Annotated in this window: 19 protein-coding genes and 2 pseudogenes; 7 read left to right on the top strand and 14 right to left on the bottom strand. The window is 49.0% G+C overall.

The features are described 5' to 3' along the window. Positions 1-16: 16 nt before the first annotated feature. Both FH974_RS21265 and FH974_RS21260 read right to left on the bottom strand, forming a co-directional pair. The gene (locus tag FH974_RS21265) at positions 17-1,987 is read right to left on the bottom strand and encodes a DUF3604 domain-containing protein (RefSeq protein ID WP_207103741.1); all 1,971 of its coding nucleotides are present in this window, start codon (positions 1,985-1,987) and stop codon (positions 17-19) included. 345 nt (positions 1,988-2,332) lie between these two features. Next, positions 2,333-2,809, bottom strand: coding sequence for a GNAT family N-acetyltransferase (locus FH974_RS21260; protein WP_047885824.1), 477 nt, complete (start codon positions 2,807-2,809; stop codon positions 2,333-2,335). 111 nt (positions 2,810-2,920) lie between these two features. Here FH974_RS21260 and FH974_RS21255 point away from each other — a divergent pair, with 111 nt between their 5' ends. Beyond that, entirely contained in the window at positions 2,921-4,483 is a 1,563-nt protein-coding gene (locus FH974_RS21255) for a Mur ligase family protein (RefSeq protein ID WP_053061865.1), read from the top strand. Between the two features lie 198 nt (positions 4,484-4,681). On the opposite strand, the gene FH974_RS21250 is transcribed toward FH974_RS21255, so the two are convergent. After that, positions 4,682-5,431 carry a MaoC family dehydratase gene (locus FH974_RS21250; protein ID WP_207103740.1) on the bottom strand — a complete coding sequence of 250 codons (750 nt, stop codon included), beginning with the start codon at positions 5,429-5,431 and terminating at the stop codon, positions 4,682-4,684. Between the two features lie 748 nt (positions 5,432-6,179). Between FH974_RS21250 and FH974_RS21245 the strand changes: the two genes are divergently transcribed. Further along, positions 6,180-7,328: a serine hydrolase domain-containing protein gene (locus FH974_RS21245; RefSeq protein WP_047885822.1), complete on the top strand. Its 1,149-nt coding sequence runs from the start codon at positions 6,180-6,182 to the stop codon at positions 7,326-7,328. Between the two features lie 211 nt (positions 7,329-7,539). Further along, positions 7,540-7,710 (top strand): annotated as a pseudogene (locus FH974_RS21240) (alternative ribosome-rescue factor A); the annotation flags it as partial. Between the two features lie 236 nt (positions 7,711-7,946). Here FH974_RS21240 and FH974_RS21235 read toward each other — a convergent pair. From FH974_RS21235 to FH974_RS21200, 8 genes are all read right to left on the bottom strand, one after another. Then, the gene (locus tag FH974_RS21235; protein ID WP_047885820.1) at positions 7,947-8,390 is read right to left on the bottom strand and encodes a DUF2753 family protein; all 444 of its coding nucleotides are present in this window, start codon (positions 8,388-8,390) and stop codon (positions 7,947-7,949) included. Positions 8,391-8,479: 89 nt separating this feature from the next. Then, positions 8,480-9,094: a superoxide dismutase gene (locus FH974_RS21230; RefSeq protein ID WP_207103739.1), complete on the bottom strand. Its 615-nt coding sequence runs from the start codon at positions 9,092-9,094 to the stop codon at positions 8,480-8,482. A gap of 230 nt (positions 9,095-9,324) precedes the next feature. Further along, on the bottom strand, positions 9,325-10,731 hold the full coding sequence (locus tag FH974_RS21225) for an amidohydrolase (RefSeq protein WP_047885818.1): 1,407 nt from the start codon (positions 10,729-10,731) through the stop codon (positions 9,325-9,327). 198 nt (positions 10,732-10,929) lie between these two features. Further along, a complete protein-coding gene (locus tag FH974_RS21220; RefSeq protein WP_047885817.1) occupies positions 10,930-12,291 on the bottom strand; it encodes an MATE family efflux transporter in 1,362 nt (453 codons plus the stop codon). Between the two features lie 8 nt (positions 12,292-12,299). After that, a complete protein-coding gene (locus FH974_RS21215; protein ID WP_047885816.1) occupies positions 12,300-13,028 on the bottom strand; it encodes a hypothetical protein in 729 nt (242 codons plus the stop codon). 281 nt (positions 13,029-13,309) lie between these two features. Then, positions 13,310-13,939 carry a protein-methionine-sulfoxide reductase heme-binding subunit MsrQ gene (gene msrQ, locus FH974_RS21210; protein WP_273859680.1) on the bottom strand — a complete coding sequence of 210 codons (630 nt, stop codon included), beginning with the start codon at positions 13,937-13,939 and terminating at the stop codon, positions 13,310-13,312. Continuing rightward, on the bottom strand, positions 13,939-14,952 hold the full coding sequence (gene msrP / locus FH974_RS21205; RefSeq protein WP_047885815.1) for a protein-methionine-sulfoxide reductase catalytic subunit MsrP: 1,014 nt from the start codon (positions 14,950-14,952) through the stop codon (positions 13,939-13,941). Before msrP ends, msrQ begins: the two co-directional genes overlap by 1 nt. Further along, a complete protein-coding gene (locus FH974_RS21200) occupies positions 14,915-15,265 on the bottom strand; it encodes a hypothetical protein (protein WP_146149696.1) in 351 nt (116 codons plus the stop codon). The genes msrP and FH974_RS21200 overlap by 38 nt, the downstream gene beginning before the upstream one ends. 22 nt (positions 15,266-15,287) lie before the next feature. Here FH974_RS21200 and FH974_RS21195 point away from each other — a divergent pair, with 22 nt between their 5' ends. The 3 genes from FH974_RS21195 (at position 15,288) to FH974_RS21185 (ending at position 17,736) form a co-directional block, all read left to right on the top strand. Beyond that, positions 15,288-15,926, top strand: a complete 639-nt coding sequence (locus tag FH974_RS21195) for a hypothetical protein (protein ID WP_242551903.1) — start codon at positions 15,288-15,290, stop codon at positions 15,924-15,926. Positions 15,927-16,047: 121 nt separating this feature from the next. Next, positions 16,048-16,896, top strand: a complete 849-nt coding sequence (locus FH974_RS21190) for a patatin-like phospholipase family protein (RefSeq protein WP_047886320.1) — start codon at positions 16,048-16,050, stop codon at positions 16,894-16,896. 132 nt (positions 16,897-17,028) lie between these two features. Continuing rightward, positions 17,029-17,736 (top strand): peptide-methionine (S)-S-oxide reductase, encoded by a 708-nt coding sequence (locus tag FH974_RS21185; protein ID WP_207103738.1) that lies wholly within the window; start codon positions 17,029-17,031, stop codon positions 17,734-17,736. Between the two features lie 85 nt (positions 17,737-17,821). Here FH974_RS21185 and FH974_RS21180 read toward each other — a convergent pair. Then, positions 17,822-19,694: pseudogene (locus FH974_RS21180) on the bottom strand (PhoX family protein). Between the two features lie 663 nt (positions 19,695-20,357). Between FH974_RS21180 and FH974_RS21175 the strand changes: the two are divergent. Next, a complete protein-coding gene (locus tag FH974_RS21175) occupies positions 20,358-21,935 on the top strand; it encodes a BCCT family transporter (RefSeq protein ID WP_207103737.1) in 1,578 nt (525 codons plus the stop codon). Between the two features lie 101 nt (positions 21,936-22,036). On the opposite strand, the gene FH974_RS21170 is transcribed toward FH974_RS21175, so the two are convergent. Further along, a complete protein-coding gene (locus FH974_RS21170) occupies positions 22,037-22,789 on the bottom strand; it encodes a 3'-5' exonuclease (protein ID WP_047885811.1) in 753 nt (250 codons plus the stop codon). Further along, on the bottom strand, positions 22,789-24,669 hold the full coding sequence (locus FH974_RS21165) for a DUF294 nucleotidyltransferase-like domain-containing protein (RefSeq protein WP_047885810.1): 1,881 nt from the start codon (positions 24,667-24,669) through the stop codon (positions 22,789-22,791). Before FH974_RS21165 ends, FH974_RS21170 begins: the two co-directional genes overlap by 1 nt. Positions 24,670-24,721 lie beyond the last annotated feature (52 nt).

Genomic DNA, 24,721 nt, shown 5'->3' with positions numbered 1-24,721 from the left:
AATGAAGGGGTAAAGGTTATTGTTTAGACGGGGTATACCAAATTGGAGAGGTATACGCGCGCTCGGTTACTGTCATCGGTACCTCGTCTGAAAACTTCGCATCAGCAAAATATGCTTTGTCGTAAGCTGTCCAGCGTGGGGTGGGTATTTCGATAACACGAGCGTAATAGAACGCTTTTAAGCTCGGGTCAAAGTCGGGATCTTGCCATACGGTTATTAGTTCTGATGAGCCGATGGTGTTTGTCCACGTCGCGTTAGCCACATCCACGGTATTGCCAATCGATGGCAAGTTACCGTCTTTATCTAACTTACGGTCACCAGACCACACGACATTGTAAACTTTTTCTTGTGGTTTTCCCGCTTTATCAAGCCAGCCTTTAATGATTTGAATACGGTCTAGGTTGCTGGAGAATGAGTCTTTCAGTGCCGCGACAAGGAAGCTCGGTGCTTTAGCGCCATTGTCCGGTGTGGTGAGGTCACCGCCCATCGGTACGCCTTTACCGTAACCGACCGCGCCGGGGTTGCGACTGAGGACATCTTCTGGCTTGAAGTCCCAACCGCCAAAGAATCGTACCAATATACGCGTACCGGTGGTGGCGTAGACCTCTTTCCGTTTCATCGCATCCCAAATTGACGCGCGGGTATTTTCTTCAGCCCATACCGCAGTCAGGCCGGATGCGCCTAACTGCCAGTCTTTCACCGTACGACCTTCAAAATCGAATGCGTTGCCAGTCGAACGTTCAGCGCTTGGTTCGCTCGCTGGGAACTTGCCAAAGAAATTGTTTTCTTCCGCTGAAGAAATGCCTGTGTGGTCATCGGTTGAACCAACCAAGCCAAATTTAAACGGGTTGGTGCCAAATTCTTCCTCAAGTTTTAGACCATTTTTTAACGCTTCACGTGCGTATTCCCGCTCAATCATGCCTGGCTCTTTTGGCACGACATTTAAGTTTCCTTTATCCCAGATTTCGAAATTGGCAAATTCATCGGCGGGTGCGAGAGAAGGGTGTTGCTCTGATGTCCCTTTGCTTTGCGTGACTTCGTACAACGGTTCCCATCGTGCACGCGCTTCGGCCCATTTTGCATCAATTGGCTTACCGTCTGGCGTTTCGGTGGAAAACATCAGGCCGTTCGACAAGTTACCATTGTGTGGCACGGCTAAAACCTGCCCACCGGTTTTCTCTTCGTACCCTTGCATCCAATCCCATAACTGGTTTGGGATCTCCGTATCAAACGTCGTAAGCGGTCGCACTTGGTCCGCTAGTGCCTTTCCATCTCTGTATACGATATTACGGTGCAAGTTATTCCCGCCACCATAATTGGATGTCCACTCGTAACCAATCAAAGCGGTAAAAGTACCTGGTTTATTGTGGCTTTCCACAATTTCCGTCATGTCTTTCCATGTGTCCATTTGTACTTTTGTATCTGTCATGGCTTCAGGTAATTTACCTTGTCCTTGTAAAGTAATGATTTCCATCACCACTTTACTGGCATCCTCCCCTCCGGCTTGCATACCTTCATGCCAGCGTTTCAGGGTTGGATCAGTCATGAATGAGCTTTTGCCCTCCAATACCGCGCTCATTACGCCCATTGCATCGGAATGGTCGGCAACCATCATCCAGTCATACGGTCTCGACAGCCTGACGGCCTGGCCGGTACTGGATGTGATTTCTTTGCCTTCCGCGTAACGAAGTGCTTCATCTGGTCCGACACGCGTACCCGCTGCAATCGCATCAGCAGACCAGGAAGTATGCAGATGTAACTCCCCCCAGAGAGGACGAGTCGAATAGGCTCGTCCGGCGTAAGGTGAATAACCTTTTTGTTGGAAAAAACGTGCAACTTGTTTCGAATCAATCGAGCCCGCATCGGTAGTGACACTTTCAGCATAAGAAGGAAGCGTCATGACAGTACAACAGGCGGCGACGACTGCACTTAACATATTGAGTTTCTGAATGGGGAAAGAGGTAGCTGTGGCGTAATGGTGTGTCATGCCTAGACTCCTGGAAACTGGCGGTATCAGGTGAGAACCTTCACTCGATTCAGGCGATGAAGACTAGTTGCGATGCAAATATGCCCAAGTAAAAAGTGTATACGTAATATGTGGAAAAGCCATTTGGGCCGAAGTCAGTGGATGTCGTTCGTATCTATCTTGTTATAGGGGCTTATGGGTTGGGCTTAATGGTTTCGTCTTTAGGGTATGGTCTTGATTGTATTAAACTCAATGACAACGTATGGGGTGAGCTGGTGTTTGGATGAGAGGGCAGGTACGATTCGGTCAGAGGATTGATCGCGACCTGCCATGCTCTGCTGTTTCCTCAGTATATTGTGTCGACACTTAACGGTTGATGAGATCCATACGCATAATGTGCTGAGGTCCGGCGGGGCCGCCTAGGTAAAGTTCTTTGGTATCGTCAAAGCCTGCTTTTATGTAACAGCGGTGGGCAACCGGGTTCTGGCAGTTAACTGTTAAGTAAACCGCGTGATGATCTGGGTACACGTCCCGAAGATACATCGGGAGTGCCGCCATGGCAGCCTGACCATAGCCTTTACCCTGCTGACGGGAATCGATCAGAAGCGCCCGTAATCCGAGTGAGGTCTGAGGGCAAAACGGGTAGTTTTCCGGGTAGGCGGTATCAATTCGGAAGTAGCCAATGACAGTCCCCTCAAGCAGAATGACATGCCGGTGAAGGTGAGGGGGAGACTCGCTAATGAAGCCCTCCGGCAGGAGGGTAAATCGCTCCTGACCATCTGCTATCTTTAGAGAAATGATCTGGCTGGTATGGTGCGGGGCGTAAGGTTCAATATGAATCACGATAAATCCCTTCTATTGTTTCGCGAATGTCCTTAAAAGCAGTAAAATACCAGTATTTTCATCACGTTTCGATTTTTCGTGGTGCTTGTTCGTGTAGTTTGAGAACCACCAATGAATTCCAGTCATCATTCCTTACTTGCCACACTCAATGCGCTCGATGTGAAAGCGTTCAAAACTCACAGTCAGAAAATCCAGCCCGGAGATGTGTTTGTCTGTCGTCAGGGGCTGACCTGGGACAGTCACTTGTCTGCAACTGACGCTGTAAACCGTGGGGCGATTGCCGTTATTGCAAATCGTCAGCTGGAAATTTCGGTACCCTGCCTTGTAAGCCCGAGCCACAGTACCAGTATCAGTTTGATCAACCAGTATTATCAGTACCCGCAGGATAAGCTGAAACATATCGGCGTAACAGGCACCAATGGAAAAACAACGGTGGCGTATTGTTTGAGCCAGCTACTGAACATTGATGGTATGTCGGCGTACACAGGTACGTTGGGCAGTGCCTTTGCCAATGTTTTTTACCCGCTGGATAACACCACGCCCGATGCGATTACGTTGCTGAACCTGTTTCATGCGATGCAGCAAGCCGGGGTTACACACCATGTGATGGAAGTCAGTAGCCATGCGCTATCGCAGGATCGTGTAACACATATTGATTTTGATGCCGTTGTTATCACCAATATTGGTTCGGATCATCTGGATTATCACCGTAACCGAGAAGATTACATTCAGGCCAAGTTGCGCTTGATTGACCGATTAAAGCCGGGAGGTACGGCGGTCGTGAATCTGGATGATGAGCAAGTGGTGTCGGTGCTTGATCGGTGCCGAAGCAAATACGCCATGCTAACGTTCAGCCGTTATGACCCGGATGCTGACTTGTACGCACAGAACATTACGGCCACGTGCAAAGGCGCAACGTTTGTTCTGCATTATGGTGGGGAAACGTATCCTGTGGCGACAGTTCTGCCATTCGATTTCAACATTGAAAACACACTGGTGATGCTGGCGTTGCTGGTTGCTTCAGGGCTGAATATGTCAGACGCGGTCAACCGACTGGGCGCACTGCAACCGGCACCGGGTCGCAGTGAAGTGTATACCTTAGCCAATGGCGCAACCGTCATTCTCGATTATGCCCATAACTACGACAGTTTACTGAACTTATATCAGAACGTTCGGGGTGATTCGCCAGTCCCTGAGTTGCAAGTCACCGGTTCGTCAGCCCTCATGTCGCAGGAAAATGGCGCTGGCAGAGTGCTGACCGTCATTGGTGTGACGGGAGAGCGGCTGGAAGATGCGCCTGAGATAGGGCGGTTGTGTGCCGGAAAATCGGATCATGTCGTCTTTACGACCGATAATCCGCTGGGTGTGGATCAGTCGGATATGTTTAGTGCGTTGACCCGCGATCTGGACGCATCGCTGATGGCGAAAGCTGTAATAGTGCCTGATCGGGCACTGGCCATTGAGCAGGCCGTGAACCAGCTGATGCCTAATGACGTGCTGTTGTTGTGCGGGAAAGGCCATGAAGAGTATCAGTACATCAGCCTGAATAAGCATGATGCTGAACCTTATATGGGGGATCTGGCTGCGTTACGACGTGCGGCAATGGGAAGGGGATGGAGCGTGGATGACCTGGAAGCGAAAGACACTTTGGTTCATCTCGCCATTAAAAACTGAGGGGTTTCTTTCGGTTCAGCAGGTAGAGCGGAAAACAGTAAGAGCGATTGCAGCGAGCCAAAACTCAGAGAGTCCGCAATTCTGAAATAAAAGCGGCGTCAGAAAAAAATAAAGCGCCAGTGGCGCTTTATTTTTATGAGAGGACGGTGTTTAACCTGTATCGAATAGCGGTAATATCGAATAGCGGTAAGGCCGCTATCAGAAGTGCAGCTGAATAACCGATTCAGCCACACAGCCCGGACGACGAACGCCTTCAATTTCGACTGTCAGCTCCTGAACAATTTCCAGGCCACGTTTGATTGGTGTAACTGACTGAATACGGGTTGTTGCACGCACGCGGTTGCCGGACTTGACGGGGTAAGGGAAGCGTACCTTGTTAAAGCCCAGGTTAACGGTCATTTTAGCGGTCGGAAACTTCTGTTTGTTCGGGTCCACACTGTCAGTCAGGGCAGAAAGTAATGACAAAGTCAGAAAACCGTGTGCAATTGTGGTTTTGAATGGTGACTCCTGAGCAGCACGTTCAGGGTCGGTGTGAATCCACTGGTGATCTTCTGTAACGTCCGCAAATTTGTTGATGCGGTCTTGATCCACCATTAGCCATTCACCCGTGTGAAGTACTTCCCCCAGAGATGCCGTCAGTTCTTTGTACAACTGCTCCGCTTCCGGTTTCATGACAACAGGAGCCGGCGCAGGTTTTTCAGCTTCAGTCTTTTCAAAAGATGGCTTTTCAAAAACCGGCTTCTCAAGGGTTTCGACAGCATGAACAACATTGTCGTCATTTGACGCAGACGTTTTTCCGGAAATTAACGCGCCAAGCTGTGATTTATTTGTTTTATTCACAAAATCAAGCCAGTGCTCACGAAGTGAGGGTGACAGCAAATCTTTCAACTCAAATGAATGAGGAAAAATGCTTTCACGCTTCTGCTTGATAAAATCGGCAACTTTCATGATTCGAAACCTTTTAATACTTCTGTTCGCCACAAGAACAAGGCGATGTATTGTAACGTTAAATTAGAAGATGGGAAGTTAAAATGTGTTCCAGGTCTCAGTTTGGTGCTGGTCAGATGAGTTTAACTTAAATTAAAACAATTAGTTACACTGCATGTAAGAATAGTGCAAAAAATCTAATTGCGAATTTTTCTCACTGAGTGTTTGCACCAAAATTAATCAAAAAACAAATTTAAGCGAACAGTTGTACTCTGTGTTTGTTACTTTGAGCGTACACTTGTATTTTATTTTTCAGCTAACACTTGTTCGTGTATATAAATGGATTGAATTTATAAAATTACAAATGAACAGTATTTAAAATTTTTTTGGCACGAACAAAAATATAATAGTGGATAAAATGGTATTTTTCTTGGCTCAACACCAAATATTTTTGTTTGTGGGGTACGACTTTACATCGTCCTGACTTTCTGGCTGGCATACACAGCAACAGAGTTCAGCTCGCTTCTTGTTTTCCGTCTCTTCGATTCGGTTTGATCCAGCTTGTTTCTTCCTGTCTGTCGCACCCTTCCTTCTAGCCACTGTGCGATCGCCTGCTCCAAACGGCAGGCGTACTAGGACAGCACTTTGTTCTCAAAATCTCAATACAGAGAAGTAGGAAGTACTGCCACCAGAGCTACGCTTAAAATCTGACTCCATCTGGGTGTCTGACTAATACGATAAGTGAGCTTTAGGCTAGGTACATACATTTATGAACAGTTGTAGGACGCTGGTACTTGCCACTTGTCTGGTGGCCTCCGGCTCTGTGTTCTCTGCCCAGTTTGACGACATTGCCGTTAAGCTCGATCAATATGTAAAAAAAGAAGTAAAGCAAGGTCTTCCGGGTGCCGCTCTGGCTGTCGTGATTAACGGTGACATCAGATTGTTACGGGGCTATGGCGTCGTCAAAAACGGTTCGAATAAAAAGGTTAACTCAGCCACTGTATTCCCGCTGGCTTCTATATCTAAGACATTCGCTTCAGCGGCGGTGTCGATTCTGGTCGAACGTGGTTTGCTGGAATGGGATACCCATGTCGTGCCATACCTCGAAAACATTACCTTCAGTGACGCTGATCTGGGTAAAGAAGTGACTCTACGCCATGTCTTGTCACAATCGACAGGGTTGGTCGCGCAGGCCTATTCTGATTTGCTGGAAGACAATGTGTCTTATCCTAAAATTCTTCAGATTCTTAACAGGGTAAAATTCGTCTGCGAACCGGGTAACTGTTACAGCTATCAGAATGTAGTTTATAACTTATCGGCAGACATGCTGGCCTTGGCCGCCGGAGTGGATTACCCGACGTTTGTTAAAGAGCAGGTCTTTATTCCGCTCAGGATGGACAATGCCTCCTTTGGCATGGAGGGCTACAAACAGGCCGATAATCGGGCTTCGCCACATGTTAAGGTGAAGTCGGGCTGTGGGGCTGTGCAGCCCACTCCGTTCTACTATCGGGTGCCTGCCGCTGCCGGAATTAATGCAAGTGCGCAGGATCTCGCGAAATGGATGCTGGCTCAGATGGGGCAGCAGCCGACAGTATTAGAGCCGTCTCTGCTGGAGATTATGCATAAGCCACATGTCAGGGCGAATCAATACCGTTATCGCGCCAGAATGAGCAATGTGACCTACGGGTTAGGATGGCGACTGTTTGATTACCGTGGGCTGACTGGTTTTGTGCACCATGGAGGATGGGTGAAAGGGTTTCGTACGGAAATGGTTTTTAACCGCAATACCCAGACCGGAATGGTGTTTCTGGCAAATTGTGAAAACAACCGGGTGGCGAGAGATATCGTATTGTTTTTCCTGCAACTTTACCAAGAAAGATACGGCGTACAATTGGCTGGTGCGGACACAAAAAAATAGTGTACTTTTACCCGGTTCACCGCTTGTATTCCTGTGTCAGCAGCGCTATGCTCACTCACGAAAAACAGGGGAGCTGGCGTGAAACTGAACCGTTACTTCCTTGTGTTTCTTGCTTGTATAGACACATGACTGGTTATTTAACTATTCCATCCCATTGAGGTGAAATATGGCGAAACATCGTAAAGCAAAATCATCGGTAAAAGACACCGAGATTGGTCATGAACTTCGTGTCAATGACACTGAATTCGGCCGTGGTACCATCCGTGATAACGCGTTGAAGGCAGTGGTTACCAGCCAGCTGTTCCGCTCTCGCGTTGAAAAAGCGAAAAAAGGAAAAGGCAGCTTCAACCGCAAAGCAAAACATGCGGGACGAGAGTCCTATCCAATGGCTGCGTAATTCGCGGTGATTGAATAGGGCTCTTGGAAAGGCTATTTCCGTTGTCTCAATTTGTGTGGTGGCGTTTCTTTACCGGTTAAGCCGATGGCTCTGGTAAACAAAGCCCTCAGGTAAATAAGGCTCAGACATCAGTCTGAGCCTTATTTGTATCTGGTGTATCTGGCGGGTAGTGATGACGCCAAGCGACAGTCTACTGCTTGCTATGAAAAATTGAGTGTCTGCTAGTGCAGCCGGAACCGTGCGATTAATTCACACTGATTGCTGACATTGATGTTCTCAACCTGTCTGGCGACAATTGGGTTCGGATGGCGTTTCAGAAATTCAATCAGCGCGCTTTTACAACAGCCCAACGAGGCGATAAAACTTTCACAGTTGCGTCGTGGACATTGCGGAACCATTGCCATGACCTGCTCTGAGGCAAGCTGAAGATACTTCAGCTCAAATTCATCATCGCCCTGATTGCGCCAGAAGTTAGCCAGATTATGGCAGGACATCACTTTAATGGTGAGCAATTCTTCCAGTTCATCCCGGGTGCCTTTCATCGGCGTAAGCTGTTGAGACTCCGCCAGCGCAAGCTGATAATGGACGACCGCGATAGAAGGATTGTCTTCCCGCTCAGAATGAAGTGCGCGTAGTGTCAGTTGTTCCCAGCGTGATACGTCCATGATGTCCTTTCCTCAATAAACCTTTTAGCCCAAGAGCCTCTTAACCCAAGAGTTTCTCTTTAGTGCCTCTCGACCTTGGGTATTTCAAACTAAACAGATTGCAGCGCGTCAAGGTAATGTTGTTGTACCTGATCCCAGTCAACAACCTGCCACCAGGCGTCAATGTAGTCAGGGCGTTTGTTCTGGTAGTTCAGGTAGTAGGCGTGTTCCCAGACATCCAGTGCAAGGATAGGGGTTCCCTGTACCTCGGCAATGTTCATCAACGGGTTATCCTGGTTGCTGGTGGAAGAAATTTCCAGACGACCGCCCACTACGGACAACCAGATAAAGCCGGAACCAAAGTGTGTGGCAGCCAGTGTGGAAAACGCCTCTTTGAAATCCTCGAAACTGCCAAAATGACAATGCAGGGCTTCTGCCAGCAAACCGCCCGGCTGGCCACCACCATGGGGAGACATACAGGCCCAATACAGGTTGTGGTTATAGTAACCCCCGCCGTGATTCCGGATGGCTGGTGCAAGGGAAGACACATTGGCAAACATGGATTCCAGTGTCATATCTTCCAGTTCTGTACCGGCGATCGCCTCCATGAATTTCGTGAAATAGGTACTGTGATGACGGTCATAGTGGATTTCCATGGTCTTTGCATCGATGTACGGTTCCAGAGCATCATAGCGATAAGGTAGCGGGGTAAATTGATATGTCATGATCGTACTCTCTTGGTTTATTATCCCCACATGTTAATGAGAATTAATATCATTATCAACCATGTTTTTTGTACGATAATTCGATGATGAGACTAGAAGCCAACTCCAATGAAAAGGAGAGGAATGAAAAACAAAAAAAGCAGCAATCAGATTGCTGCTTTTTATGATTTTTACCTGTCTTTTTATATTTTTTACCTATATAGACAGACGGCTAGCCTGAGGGCTGCGAATTACTGAACGACTTCGCCGCTTTCAATCACAGTTTTACGTACGGTATCTGCAAACTTAAGTGCTTCATCGCGAATCGCTTTTTCATCTGCTGTCAGCAACTGGCGATCCTGCATCAGTACTTTCCCGTCAACGATGGTGTGTTTAACATTCGTCGCGTAGGCGGAATACACCAGTGCAGAATACGGGTTGTAAACCGGCACCATGTTCGGTGCTTTGGTGTCCACCACAATGATGTCAGCCAGTTTGCCTGGCTCCAGAGAGCCAATCTTGTCTTCCATGTGCAGTGCACGTGCTGCGCCTATGGTTGCCATCTCAATGACTTTTACCGGCGGCATGGCTGCCCGATCTTTGTTTACCAGCTTGTGGACTTTTGCCACTTGGTTAAATTCGTCAATGGTGCTGATTGTATTTCCGGACATTGGCCCATCCGTCCCCAGACCAATACGCAGTCCATCATCAAACATCTTCAGTGCTGGTGAAACACCTTTGGCAGATTTAATATTGGCACTCATATTGTGAGCCACGCCAACATCATGCTGTTTAAGCAGAGCAATATCGCTGTCGCTGACGTTGATAACATGCGCACCCACCAGGTTAGGTGTCAGTGCGCCAATGTCAGCCATGTACTCAACCGGTGATTTGCCGCCGCTGCGCTCTGCAATCACCTGATTTTCACGCTCAGACTCTGCCAGGTGGATCAGCACTGGCACGTCATATTTTTTCGACAGCTCAGTGATTTTCTTCAGCGTTTCTGTGGTGTTAGTGTAGGGTGCGTGAGGAGCAAACGCCGGTGTAATACGCGGGTGATCTTTGTAGGACTCAATAAAATTGACCGCGTACTGAATGCCTTCATCTGCATTGGCGGCATCAGCAACCGGGAATTTAATCACCGTTTCACCGAGAACTGCCCGCATGCCAATCTTGTCGACAGTCTTGGCAACCTCATCCTCGAAATAGTACATGTCGGCGTAAGTGGTGACACCACCTTTGACCATTTCCACGTTGCCTAATTGAGCACCGATTCGCACCATATCACGTGACACCAGTTTGCTTTCCAGCGGGAAAATATAACGGTGCAGGCGATCTGGCACATCATCCGCCATTGAACGGAAAACGGTCATTGATACATGGGTGTGAGTATTGATCAGGCCGGGCATGACAATATCGCCATCGGCATCAATCGTTTGGCTGGCTTCATACTCTTTGAGATCACTACCGTCGGTAACGGCTACGATCTTATTGTCTTTTACGGCAACCAGACCATGTTCAAAGACGTTCTTCTTCTGATCCATGGTAAGTACCGTGGCGTTTTTAATCAGAAGATCGACTTGTTCGACGGCGAAAGCAGAGGCACTAGACAGGGATGTCGCGGCGAGAGAAACAGCAAGCAGGGTTTTCTTGAACATGAATGACTTTCCAGACATTGATTAGCTTGCGCAGCATGATACCTGATGTCACTAACTTGAAAATCAGTATTCAGTAAAGGCAAGTCATTCTGTGATTGAGGTCACTGGATATTAAGAAGGTGGTCAATAGTTAAACTACAGACCACCATTTTCAACATGGCAAACGTTTACCTGTGGTTAAGCCGTCAATAATTGCTTTTAACCCATCGACAAAGCCGGTTGAGGGCGAGCCTGTTGCCTTAGCTGAAAAAGCATCCAGACAGCCAGTGTGGTACTGCACAGTGGCAGGGCTATCCAGACACCATTGACTCCCCAGACTCCGGCCAATGCGAAAATAAACAAAGTGATCAGGATGAGTTTTCCGCCAGTCAACATTGTGGCCGTTTTAGCCTGATTGATTGACTGGAAGTAAGTCGCGCCGACCAGCAACATGCCTTCCATTGGTAACCCCCAGAAATAGAGTTGCATGCCTTCGATAGCGACTGGTTGCAGGGCAGCGTTATCACCGGCAAACAGGTAAACCACCCATTCCGGCATGCTGTACAGGAAGATGACTCCCAGCAAAGCAAAAGTGATGGTCGTACCAAAAGCCAGATTACGGGTTTTTGTGACGCGATCATGCAGTCCGGCCCCGGTGTTGTAGCTGGTAATTGGCTGAGTGCCGAGCGCAATCCCTTCAAAAATCAGGTAAAAGAATGCTTCGGTGTAACTGATCACCCCGTAAGCGGCCACATGGATGGGTTTCCCAACCCAGAGCAGTGCTTTGTTATGAAGGGTCAGGACCACGGACAGATAGAGGTACATCAGAAGGCTGGAAAAACCCAGTCGTACAATCTGCGTACAATGTTGCCAGCGCAAACGCAGGGTATCCCAGCCAATTCGCAGTTCGCTTTTTTCAGAAAAGAAATGTTGTAAGCACAACCAGGCAGTAGCCAACTGCGAGAGCATGGTCGCGATGGCAGCACCGGTCAGCGCCCAGGGGATCACGACAATGAACAACCAGTCGAGTATGACATTCAGTACCCCGCCAAAAATCATGATCAGCGTAACCCGGTTTGGCTGGCCGTCGTTTCGTAATAGTGCGGAGAAGGCCATCGACAGAATGGCAAAGGCTCCCATGGCGAAATACCAGAACAGGTAATCCTGCGCCATTTGCAGAATTTCCCCTTCGGCACCCAGCCAGATGAGTATCGGTTTGCTGAACATCATGCCAAGGCTACAGGTCAGGACAGAGACAATAAGACACAGCGTGAAGGCATTGCCAACAATTTGTCGGGCTTGTGCTTTTTGTTCCTGACCCAGCTTGATGGAGACCAGTGCAGAGGCTCCCATGCCTATCATGGCACCCAGCGCATACAAAATGGATCCTATCGGGTAGCCAAGCATAATACCGGCAAGGCCGTTTTCACCGATGAAATGGCCGACAAACATGCCGTCAATTGCCACATAAACACCGGTGACCAGCATGGCGGCAATGGTCGGCAACGTGTAGCGGATAAACAGGCGATAAACTGAATCGTGCTTGAGCGGCAAATATGCGCTCGGGGAATCCTTTTCCATAGGGTCTTTCACGTCAATGTGTAATGAGCCGTCAGAAGCAGGTATTTGTAGACAGTGCGTGAACCGTGATCCCTTGTGAGGGGATGATGGATGGTATGCTGACCGGGCTGAAGGCCCAGTTGCTGCAATTGCGCCGGTAAGGACGTTTCAGGTACCAATAGTCGAACACCATCTTTCAAATATGCTTCTGTGTTTTCTGGCAGTTGCCCCAGCCACCAGGCAGGGATTTCCTTACTGGCTTTACTGCGATCAAACCAGTGGTCTGCTACTAATACCAGATGTTGTGGCAGATGGGTATCCGGTTGTGTGCCGAGATTGGTTGTTGTGGCAGCCGTACTGCTGCCTGCCTGTGCTTCTGTGTGTTGCTCAGATGCTGAGTGTGTTTCTGAATCTGCATTGGCCTGAGAAATGTCTCTTGTCTGCACAATCGCTTTGATGAGCGCCTGACGACGGGCAAGGTTTGCACTGAGCAGACGGTGTGCAATTACCCAAACCGCAAATTCATCAGACTGAATGCAGAATACCGGCTGCGATAATTGCTCTTCATTTTGCCGCTGAATCAACTCGGCAGAGAATCCGGCTTCTTTCAGGGTAGCGATGATTCGACGACACAGCGCTTTTCCGAGGTGATTTTCACGCATACCGCGGTTGTGAACAGTGGGATAGTGCTGTTCACACAACTGCAGACAATCAGACTGAAAGCGTTGAATGCTGGTTGAAAGGTAGTCAGAAACCAAATGAAATTCCGCCGATAAAAACCATGGTACAAAGAGAACCGGCTCCGGGATGAGGAGCCGGCTCTGAATCTTCAGTTTATCGTATCAGAAAAAATCGTATCTTCTATGTTATTTCAGGTGGTTAGACGGGATGAATGTTGCAGAATCACTATCTTCTCTACGCTTACACAACCTGAGGAACAGCCTTCGCATTTTTAGTTCCGGGGCGTACGACGGAAAAATCGGAAACAGAGCTTAATGATCAGGCGATAACCATTGCTGTCGACCAGAGGCTTCTCGTTTTACGGTGTCGCTCCGGCGGGTAGCCAGCGCTTAAAAGTGCGATAACGGCAAGCCAGAAGTACGAAAGCAAACAGCAGGTAGAGCAGGGGCTCGACGACACCAGATTTGACTGACCAGTAATAGTGCACCGGAGCCAGTACAACAGCAAGATACACCCAGTTGTGCAGTTTTTGCCAGCGAGTCCCCAAGCGTCGCTGCATACGTTGGGGTGACGTTGCAGCAAGTGCGCACAGAATCAGCCAGCACGCCGCGCCTACAGTCAGGTATGGACGTTCTGTGATTTCAGAGAGCAGCAGTGACCAGTCCAACCCCAAATCGAGAACAAGGTAAGCGGTCAGATGCAGAACCGCCCACGAAAAACTGTATAACCCGAGCAGTCGCCGTACCCGTACTAATAACCCTTGCTTCAGCCAACGGGCAACCGGCGATACACACAGGGTTAAAAGCAGGGTATTGAGCGCGGCTTTGCCGGTAAAATGGCTGATGCCTTGAACCGGGTCGGCCCCGAATCCACCGGTTAGCGTCAGTAAAACCAATTGCGCCACAAAGAGCAGAGACACAACATGAATCAGCGTTTTCAGCACGGTAATATGTCGGGGAGACAATTTGAGACGGTGCGGCATCGGCATCAGTAGTTCCTTTTCAAATCCATACCTTTATACAATCCGGCCACCTCACTGGCGTAACCATTAAACATTTGCGTTGGCTGGCGACGGCTGCTGAATAAGCTGCCTTCGCCGATAAAGCGCTCGCTGGCCTGGCTCCATCGAGGGTGATCCACCTTAGGATTAACATTGGCGTAGAAACCGTATTCATTAGGTGCCAGCAGGTTCCAGGTGGTCGGCGGCTGTTTGTCTGTCAGGGTAATATTGACGACAGACTTGATACTTTTAAACCCGTATTTCCAAGGCACAACAAGGCGGATTGGGGCGCCATTCTGGGGTGCCAGCGTTTTGCCATACAGGCCAACTGCGAGCAGCGTCAGCGGGTGCATGGCTTCGTCAAGACGAAGTCCTTCCACATACGGGTAGTCAATTCCACCGCCGAGGCGGCGTGAGGCTTGGCCCGGCATTTGTTTCGGGTCATAGAGGGTCTGAAAGGCAACGTATTTGGCGCCACTGGTTGGTGAGGCTTTTTTCAGCAGTGAAGCCAGTGGAAAGCCTATCCAGGGAACGTTCATCGACCATGCCTCAACACAACGCAGGCGGTAGATACGCTCTTCAAGAGGGAAGTGCTTATAAAGGTCTTCATAACCCAGTGTCGTTGGGTTCCGAACCATGCCTCCAACCTGAATATTCCACGGATTGGTGCGAAATTGCTGTGAATTGGCTGCCGGGTCAGATTTGTCTGTGCCGAATTCGTAGAAATTGTTGTACTTCAGAATCTTATCTTCGGGCGTCAGTGCCAGCTGCCGGTTAGAATATGAAGACGAGCGGGTGGCCAGAGCCCTGCGGTTATCCGGCGCGGGTTTTTTATCGCCTTCGAACAGGTCGAACAGACCGGCTTGAGCCTGACTCGCTAATGGAAGACCAACCATAGTGATCCCCAGCTTTTTCAGGATATCGCGGCGTTGCCGGTAGACGGTTTCCGGTGTAGCTTCATTTTCACTGAGTGACCAGCGGTTGGATTTTTTGATTAACATAGTGTCCTTTTCCCGTCGTTACGTTGAGCCATGCAGGCTCATCTCCGTGGCTGATAAGTGAGGTGACGAACCAGATCTCCACTGCCAAAAGAACAAGAAGTGCTCTGCTCAGTAGCATTGGGTAATGGGCAATGAAAAATACGGTTCCATCAGTCTGATTGATAAGACCTGAGCAGCGCAGAAAAAATTTCAAATAAATCGTGGCGATTAAGCCGTAACATTGCAGAGCGTTTCCAGACAACCTATCGTTGAAGCAGAACTTGTCAGAATATGGACTTGAAATTAACAGGAAAGGCGATACTGTTGCGGGCATCCGTCGTATCCATAAGAACAACATGAAAAAGCCTAAGCCAGCCTCCCCAAACATCAGTATTAATCGCCAAGGTTCCAGTTGTAACAGCCAAGGTATTGGAGCCTACCAACATGACATTTCAGATCGTCGACCAGTCATGAGTGAGGAAACGACTGGTTGTACGCATGACATCCAGAGTCAACACCGTGAGTTACTGGATTACTACGCAGGCATTGAGCTTCAGCATATCTATCTGGAAGTGTATGCCGAGCGGTATCACTCACTGCGGCAGTATTTTGAAGCGTATTACTGCTACCGGCACGGTCTGGTTACCCGACAGAATAAACCTGACTGGGCGCAGATTTTACCTCATGCGATGCCTTCAAAAGCCGCCAGAGCAACAGGCTATCTAAAGCTGTGTGTCAGCGAGTTAAAATTGCCGCTGGAAGTCATGGTCGGGAAGCTGAAAACGCTGGTCAGGGATGATGAATTGTCCGTCGCGGCCATTCAGCATTTATTGGAGCAAGAGTTAGCTTATGTACGTATCACCCGAGAAGAATGGAAGCGATTAAAAGACAAGGGGCTGCTGACGGCGATGCCTGCTGATTATTATCGCCCGGATGCGCAGTGCTATCAGGATGCAGACAGCCGATTCCAGCGAGCAGCAATTAGCTTTAGTTGAGTCTGGCTCCGTCAATGGATGTGCTGATGGGAGTATTCCTTGTCTGTTCAGGAAATGTTCAGGATGGTCTTACCTTTATTTCCTAACATACTGACAAAACAGGACTCACAGGATGACCAACATGGAAAAGACAACACAGGATAGCACGCAGCAGGAAAGAAAGTCGGCATTGATTGTGGAAGGCGGTGCCATGCGGGGAATTTTTGCTGCAGGTGTACTGGATCAGTATCTGGCGGCCAACTACCGCCCGTTTGATTTTTGTCTGGGCGTTTCTGCCGGTTCAACCAATATTGCGGCCTGGCTGGCCAATCAGTCCGGACGTTCCTATCGGGTGATTACCGATTACTCCTGTCGGCCTGAGTTCATTGACTTACTGCGGTTTGTGAAAGGTGGCCACTGGCTGGATTTGGATTGGCTGTGGGACATTACATTGAGAGAAATTGCGCTCGATACCGAAACGTTGTTTAGCCAGCATATTCCTTTCTATATTGTGACGACAGTGATTGAAACGGGTGAAGCTGCCTATATTAAGGCAACGGCGGAAAACCTTAATCAATTGCTCAAAGCCTCCTGTTCTGTGCCGATTGCGTACCGCGACTATCCTGAAATTAACGGCATTGCGATGACCGATGGTGGCGTAGCGGATTCTATCCCGGTGAAAAAGGCGTATGAAATGGGTGCCAGAGATATTACCGTGATCCTGTCACGTCCCCGTGGATACCGCAAAACGCCGTCACGCAGCCCCTGGCTGGTGCGCCATACGCTGGCTCAGACTCCTAAATTAGCGGATGCCATATTGAACAGGGCAGAGAGCTATAATCAGGCCATTGATTTTATCGATAATCCACCCGAAGACTGTAACATGACAGTGATTGCACCGCCTGCGGATTTTCTCGTTGGTCGCCTGACAACAGACAAGAAAAAGTTGGAGACGGGCTATCAGCAAGGTCTGGTAGCCGCAGGCATCTAGTATTGAGCCTGACCGCATCATGTTTGAAAGTACCGCATCATGTTTGAAAATGTGGTTTGAAAATGTGGCTTGATAGTGGGGTCGGGGTGCTGACTTTAACATATTCTGTTGCGCGATGTGAGGATAGCCACAATGCGAACTGAAATTCTGGGCTTTTCAGGTGGCTGTTACTGGTGTGTGGAGGCAGTATTTCGGTCATTACGGGGTGTGATGAAAGTCTTACCGGGCTGGATTACGCCACGTGACCGTGTAATGGTTGATAGTGTCTTGGTTAATGGTGTTTTGACCGAGAGTGTGTTGGTCTGGTTTGACCCCGATGTGATTCCGATTGAAAGTCTGGTTGCCATTCACCAGCTTACACATAACAGCTCTTCCTCCCATGTCCGGCGTTCCCGTTATCCATCAGCAGTGTATGTCTATCACGGAGAACAATACTGTGCGGTTGAGAAGGCGCTGAATGAGTTAGCGTTGCAGAACGATAATCGTAATCACGTTCAGGCTTTGCAACATCGACAGGCCTCGCTATCCCAGCCTACGGCTATTTCAGCGCCAGTCACGCATTCACCGCAGATAGCTTCTTCGACTCGAATGGTTTCTCCAACTCGAATGGCTTCTCCAGCTCGAATGCTTTCGATGACACAAATCTTGATGATTCGTCGATTCACCTCCAGTGACCCGGGTATGCACGATTATTATTATGCCAACCCGGATCGCCCCTTTTGCAATGCTTACATCACACCCAAACTTTCCCGGTTACTAACGCACTATCGGGAGTTGGTGCCCGATGATAAGCAAACTGTGATTGCTGCACAGCAAGCCATTAAAAACCCCAAAAAATAAATGAATTGAAAAGGCATGAAAAAAGACGGGCCAAATGGCCCGTCAAAAGAGTGCAAGGAGCGTTAAGGTTCAGATATCGGCCACGTTAGGCGCCGATAATACCGCCGTCTTTACGGGTAATGCGGATAACGGATGAGCGAGGAATGGTGTTGCCGCCGTCAGGGAAGTGTGACGGTGCCAGTTCTTCGCCCGGATGCTGAACCCCGATGAACATGGTTTTCTGATCCGGACTGAATGTCAGGCCAGTGATCTCACAGGCGACAGGGCCAGTCAGGAAGCGTCGCACTTCACCGCTTTCCGGATCGCCACACAGCATCTGGTTGTTGCCCATGCCAGAGAAATCCCCTTCGTTGGTGTATTTACCGTCGGTTTGGATCCAAAGGCGACCAGCATTGTCGAAGCCGATACCGTCAGGGCTGTTAAACATATTGTCTTTATTGATGTTGTCGCTACCGCCCATCAGTCCTGTATGGACAGTCGGGTTACCGGCAATCAGGTACAGATCCCAGCTGAAGCGTTTTGCCGTATGATCTTTGCCAGAAGGTGCCCAGCGAACGATGTGGCCATAGGGGTTTTTTGGCGCGCGGGTTAACACCGTCAACCGGCTGATTGTCTTTCACACCACGGTTTTTGTTGTTGGTCAGGGTACAGAATACGTGCTGGCTCTTTGGATTAACCGCGACCCATTCAGGACGGTCCATTGTTGTCGCGCCAACTTGAGTTGCTGCCTGACGGGCAAAAATCAGTATGTCTGCTTGGCTGGCAAAACCGTTCTCAGGTGTCAGACCATTTTTACCGAATGTCAGCTCAACCCACTCACCATCGCCTTTCAGCTCTCCGTCTTTCGCATCGAACTTAGCAACGAACAGTGTACCTTCATCTAGCAGATCACGGTTAGCGGCTGGATTGGAAGCGTTGTATTTGTTCTTAGACACAAAACGGTACAGGTGCTCGCCTCGTTCATCATCACCCATGTAAACCACGACATGACCGTCGTTATTGATTGTCAGTGCCGCATTTTCATGTTTGAAACGGCCCAGCGCAGTGCGTTTTTTAGGCGTGGCGTTCGGATTCATCGGGTCAATTTCAACAACCCAGCCATGGCGATGTGGTTCGTTTGGCGTCTTTGCTAAATCAAAGCGTGGATCATGCTTGTACCATTCGTAGCCGGCATCCTGCTCAGACAGGCCGTAACGGGCATAGGTACTGCTCAGGGCAACAGACGAGTTGGCACCAAAAACGCTGTTGAAGTTTTCTTCACAGGTCAGGTAAGTTCCCCATGGCGTCTGGCCGTTTGCGCAGTTATTGAATGTCCCCAGTGCTTTTTTGCCAGTTGGATCTGCCTCTGTTTTCAACAGGTCGTGACCGGCGGCAGGGCCTGTCATCATCATCTCTGTGTTGGCGGTGATACGGCGGTTTAGGCGGCCTGATTGATTGAACACCCACTGACCGTCTTTTTTCATCAGTTCGATCACCGAGATTCCGTGTGCAGCCTGAGATTTTTTCACGTCATCAGCAGACATGTTTTTGCCCTGATGAGCAAACAGGTATTCGTGATTGGTGTATTCGTTGTTTATCGCCATGACTGCACGATCGTCGCTGATCTGGAAGAAGGTCATGCCGTCATTGTTATCGCCAAACTGTTGTTCCTGCGCCTGACTGTCTGCCCCCTGACTAAAGGCCGGAGCACCTTTAAATAGTGGGTCGCCCCATGAGATGAGTACGTCAGCCTGATAGCCTTCCGGAACGATAATCGTATCTGATGTTGAGGCTGGAATGCCTTTAAAACCCAGAAGCTTACTGTTGCTTTCAGCAGCAACAGCCGTTGCAACCGGTGTCGCTGCAAAAAATGCCACAGTACCGGCGGCCGTCGTCGCCTGCAGGAACTGCCTGCGGTTCAGCCCCTTGCTGATAATTTGATTAAATCTTGGTTCATCGTGGCGCTCAACACTGCTCATACTGTCTTCCTTTCGAAAATCTGATTTGAAGATTGTTATGTTTATTTGATGCGGCCACATGCTATATGCCAACTATGGCACTTAAGTGACTGGTGTGTGACAGAAATCTTACAAATGTGCCGATAAAACAGACATGAAAGGCATTTTGTTTTGAATGTGACTCAAAGAGATTGTGACCCATCGCCAATGTGACTTAGAGATTTGCTCTAAGACTCGGCCAGCAACGCGCTGAATGACCAATAATAATTAATACAAGCCCGCTTAATCACTGCTGAGAGATCACGACTGCGGATTTCAACGTATGCTTATTAATGGCGGTTAAACGTGGATATTAAGGCAACGACTCAAAGCATTCATTTGAAGATAAATTGGCTATTGATTAGTGTGCAAACTATTTTTTGTGTGACTTAATTTCATTGAATCTTGATGTTGTAGGATTAACTTAAGATTAAATGATCATTTTTTGCCTAAATTACATTGATCTTGACTTTTATTGTCTAAAAATGGTTATATATTTTCATCGTGTTGATTATTACAGGGCTAAATATTCTTGCTGAGAGTGTTTGTCAGGATCATCATCTGACTTTTTAACGGGTGGAAAAACTCGCTCACTGGTCAAATAATGCTTCTGTAGAACATCCCTTCTGTAAGTTGGATGACAGTATGAGTAAACGTATAGACAAATACAGTATCGACAATACCGATTACACCGTAGGGCAGGACAACATCCAGAAATGGGGATTTGATGTCCATAACCCTGTGTTTGGAACCAGTGCTGGTCTGATCCTGCTGTTCCTGGTTGCAGTGCTGGTCAGTGACCCGGCAGCAGCTAAGTCGGTACTGAATGGTGTTAAAAACAGCATTATCAATGGGTTCGACGCATTGTTTATCTGGGCTGGTAACATTTTTGTGCTCTTTTGCCTGGCCTTGATTGTGTCGCCATACGGTAAGATCCGTATCGGTGGTAAAGATGCCGAAGCGGATTATTCCCGTACTTCATGGCTGGCAATGTTGTTTGCGGCCGGTATGGGTATCGGTTTGATGTTCTGGAGTGTGGCTGAGCCAGTTGCTTACTACACCGGCTGGTATGAAACCCCATTGAATGTCACGCCGAACACGCCTGAAGCTTTTGAAGTGGCAATGGGCGCAACTATGTACCACTGGGGTCTGCACCCGTGGGCAATTTATGGCGTGGTGGCATTATCCCTGGCATTTTTTGCTTTCAATAAAGGCTTGCCACTTTCTATTCGCTCGATTTTTTACCCGATGCTGGGGGATCGCGTTTGGGGCTGGCCGGGTCATATCATTGATATCTTCGCGGTGCTTGCCACGATGTTTGGTCTGGCTACGTCGCTCGGTCTGGGGGCTCAACAGGCGGCAAGCGGTATCGAACATGTGTTCGGTATTGATGGCGGCATTGGTCTTCAGGTGGCAGTGATTACGGTTGTGACCTTGCTGGCTATCTTTTCCGTTGCTCGCGGGATCGATGGTGGTGTGAAACTGCTGAGTAACATCAATATGCTGGTTGCACTGGCACTGTTAGTGTTTGTTGCGCTGGTGGGCTTTTCTGTTTCGATGAGCACAGTGCCGACGACGGTTGCTGGTTATGTGAAAAACTTTGTAGCGTTGAGTAACCCTCATGGCCGTGAAGATCAGGCTTGGATGCACGGCTGGACGGTGTTTTACTGGGCTTGGTGGGTGTCATGGTCACCATTTGTGGGGATGTTTATCGCACGAGTGTCGAAAGGCCGTACTATTCGCGAGTTCATGATCGCGGTGCTGATTGTTCCTACACTGGTAACAACACTGTGGATGTCCGTTTTTGGCGGTCAAGCGATTGATCAGGTCATGAATGGAATTGGTGTTCTGGGTGAGAAAGGTTTGACAGCGGTACCGCTGGCGATGTTTGAGATGTTTGAGTCATTGCCAATGAGCACGCTGCTGTCGGTTATCGCTATTATTCTGGTGATGGTGTTCTTTATTACCTCTTCAGATTCCGGCTCGTTGGTTATTGATAACATTACCGCAGGCGGTAAGATGGACTCTCCTATGCCGCAGCGTATTTTCTGGGCAAGTATGGAAGGGGCTGTTGCTGCTGTACTGTTGTATGTCGGTGGTACCGAAGCGATTGAAGCACTGCAGGCCGGTGCAATATCCACTGCCTTACCATTTGTCTTCATCCTGCTGCTGATGTGCGTCAGTCTGGTTATGGGCTTCCGCACTGAGCGCTTCCGCGACTGATTCATTCGACAAGCTTTTCAACAAAAACGCCGTCAGTTATGACGGCGTTTTTTTATGGGCTGTTTTTATGGTCTGTTTTTATGGATATAGATGAATTGTGACTATAGCCAGATTTCTGACAACGGTGTATCCGGCGAAAAGTGATAGGCAATTTGCGCTTGCAGCAATTCCGCAGTGGCCAGTGCATCGGTCAGTGCGTGATGGGGATGATAGGCCGGCAACCCATAACGCGTTCGGCTTCGTCCCAAACGAACCGAGTTGGGGCGGATGCCCCGCATACGTTTCAGGAAACCGCCGTGATCCCGTTGTTGAATCGCGGACTCAATCGCCATGGTATCGACCACCGGAAAATGAATGCGTTCGCCCAGCCGGGATTGCAATGCTGCAGCCATGAATTCGCGTTCAATCTTATGGTAGTGGACCACGACCACTTTTCCGGCCAACGCGTTGAGCACTTCTTCCAGTATTTTCAATAAATCCGGTGCATTTTCCAGAGTGGAGTGGGTGATGCCATGAATGACCACGGATTCTTCGTTGAGCGGGCGCTTCGGGTTAACAAACCATTCTGCCGATTCCCGGCAGCGAATACGCTGTAACGTGAATGGCACCAGCCCGATACTGATGATTTCATGTTTCTTCGGATCTAAGCCGGTAGTTTCAAAATCCAGCGCGACAAAAGGAACATCACAGAGTGGAGTATCGCCACTCACCATCGGCGCAGCGTAATACGCTTTCAGTCGTTCATCCTGCGCATTTTCTTGCAGGGTTCTGAAAAAGGTCGGCCAGTCAGGGGTGGCTCGGGTGTTGAGCAGCGGGCGACGCATTTGTTCGCGGGTGAAGGTAAAAATGCTCATTAGCGACGATTACCCTGATAACGGAATTTAATAAAGTTCTGGGCGTTGCTCAGAATCTGAAACGCGTCTTTCAGGTTTCGACGTTCGAAATCAGACATGTTTTCCGGCTCAATGCTGTTATCCGCCTCAATGCCGGCTTCAATGTCCAGCGCCTGATGGCGGATTCGGACCATGTAGATGAACTCCATCGCATCACGTAAATCCTGTCCCCGGCCTTTAGGTAAAATGCCGGCGTCAATGATGTCATCAAGACGTTCAAACGAGTTTTGCGAACGTGAACCAACGGCCAGCGCATGCACCCGAATCAAATCCGCCAGCGGAGCAGTCCCACGCCGTTTAAGGTTGATGGAATTGTTGTGTCGGCCATCTTTTTCCATCACAAAATCTTTAAAGAAACCCAGTGGCGGGGTACGGCTGATGGCATTTCGTGCCAGACAGGCCAGAAAACGGTTATTTTTTCGTGCCCGACGAACAATGAAGCTATTGAGTTGCTCTGCCCATTTGACCCGGCCGTATATACCGTCCAGATCGAAGAAAATGGAGCTGTTCAGCAAAGCCTGGGGTTTAGGATTATCAATCCATTCTGCAAAACAGGCTTCCCACTGCGAGCGGGTTTTACGCCATTCAGCATTGGTTGCCATGATATCGCCGTCACAGTAGCTGTAACCACAGGCGGCCAGACCGTCACAAATGAAGGTAGCCAGTTTTTCGAAGTAAGCACCGTGTTTGGCTTCGTCATAACGATCATCGAGGATCAGTGCGTTGTCCTGATCGGTCACAATCAGCTGCTCGTCACGGGCCATCGAACCCAGAGCCAACAGGCAGTAGGGCACTGGTGGCGGGCCAAACTCCTCCTCAGCCAGTTCAGCCAGGCGCTGTTTGAAACTGCGACCTATTACTGACATGGCGCTGCCGACCATGTGAGCGTTGGCGTCTTCGTTAACCATACGCACAAAGCAATCTTTGACCTGCTCAGATAACACCCGCAGGTCATGAACGGTTTTCTGCTGATAAATCGAGCTGACTAAGAGCAGGCTGTTCTGGGATTCGTAGCGGACAATGTCTGTCATGCCAATAATACCAATGGGATCGCCTTTGCGAATCACTGGCAGATGGTGCACGTTGTAGCGCAGCATGGTCAGCATGGCTTCGAACACATAAGCGTTGTGATCAAGAGTGATCACATCGGTGCTCATCACATCTTCAATCGGGCTGGTTGGATCAAGTCCCTTTGCCAGCACACGTGAGCATAAGTCGCGGTCAGTCAGTATGCCAACCAGCGGCTCAATGTCATCGTCCTCACCGGCAGGCATGGGGTTAACGACCAGAATGGCAGAGACATTTTCTTCTGCCATGGTCATGGCGGCTGCCTGGATAGTAGTATCGGCACCAACCTTCACGGGTTCACGGGCGAGGAGTGTGCGGACTTTCGATGTGGTGAGATCATTTTCCTCAGACTGGTTGGAAATGGCATTCCGCAGGCGGGCACTGTCTTCCACTTCGACAAAGTCAGCAAAGGAATCATACGATTCGCACAGCGAATTAAATACAGCTTCTGGAATGCAATAAACCAGTGTATCTTCAATAGCGCGGGCGGGCATGCGGACACGGTTATTCATCAGAAGGCCCATTTGTCCAAACAGGGCCCCCTCATCAATGCGGTTGTAAAGCTCACCTTTTCGACGATAAATCTCTACGGCACCGCTGCGGATCATATATAAGTCGTGAATGTCATCGCCAAAATTCACGATCATGGTATCTGCACGGTAGTATGCGACCTCGACGTTCAGGGCAACGTCCCGAAGGCTCTCCTCTGGGAGCTGGTTAAATGGCGGATACTGACTGATGAAATTCAGTATTTCGATTTGTTCGGCTTCCATGGTATGGCCTGTGTTGCTTGAGTGTTGCTAACCAGTATACATGAAACCGCAT

This window comes from Photobacterium ganghwense (genome assembly GCF_017329545.1).
Taxonomy (GTDB): Bacteria; Pseudomonadota; Gammaproteobacteria; order Enterobacterales; family Vibrionaceae; genus Photobacterium; species Photobacterium ganghwense.
Note: the sequence above shows the minus strand (reverse complement) of the source record. Positions and strands in the feature narration are given on the sequence as shown.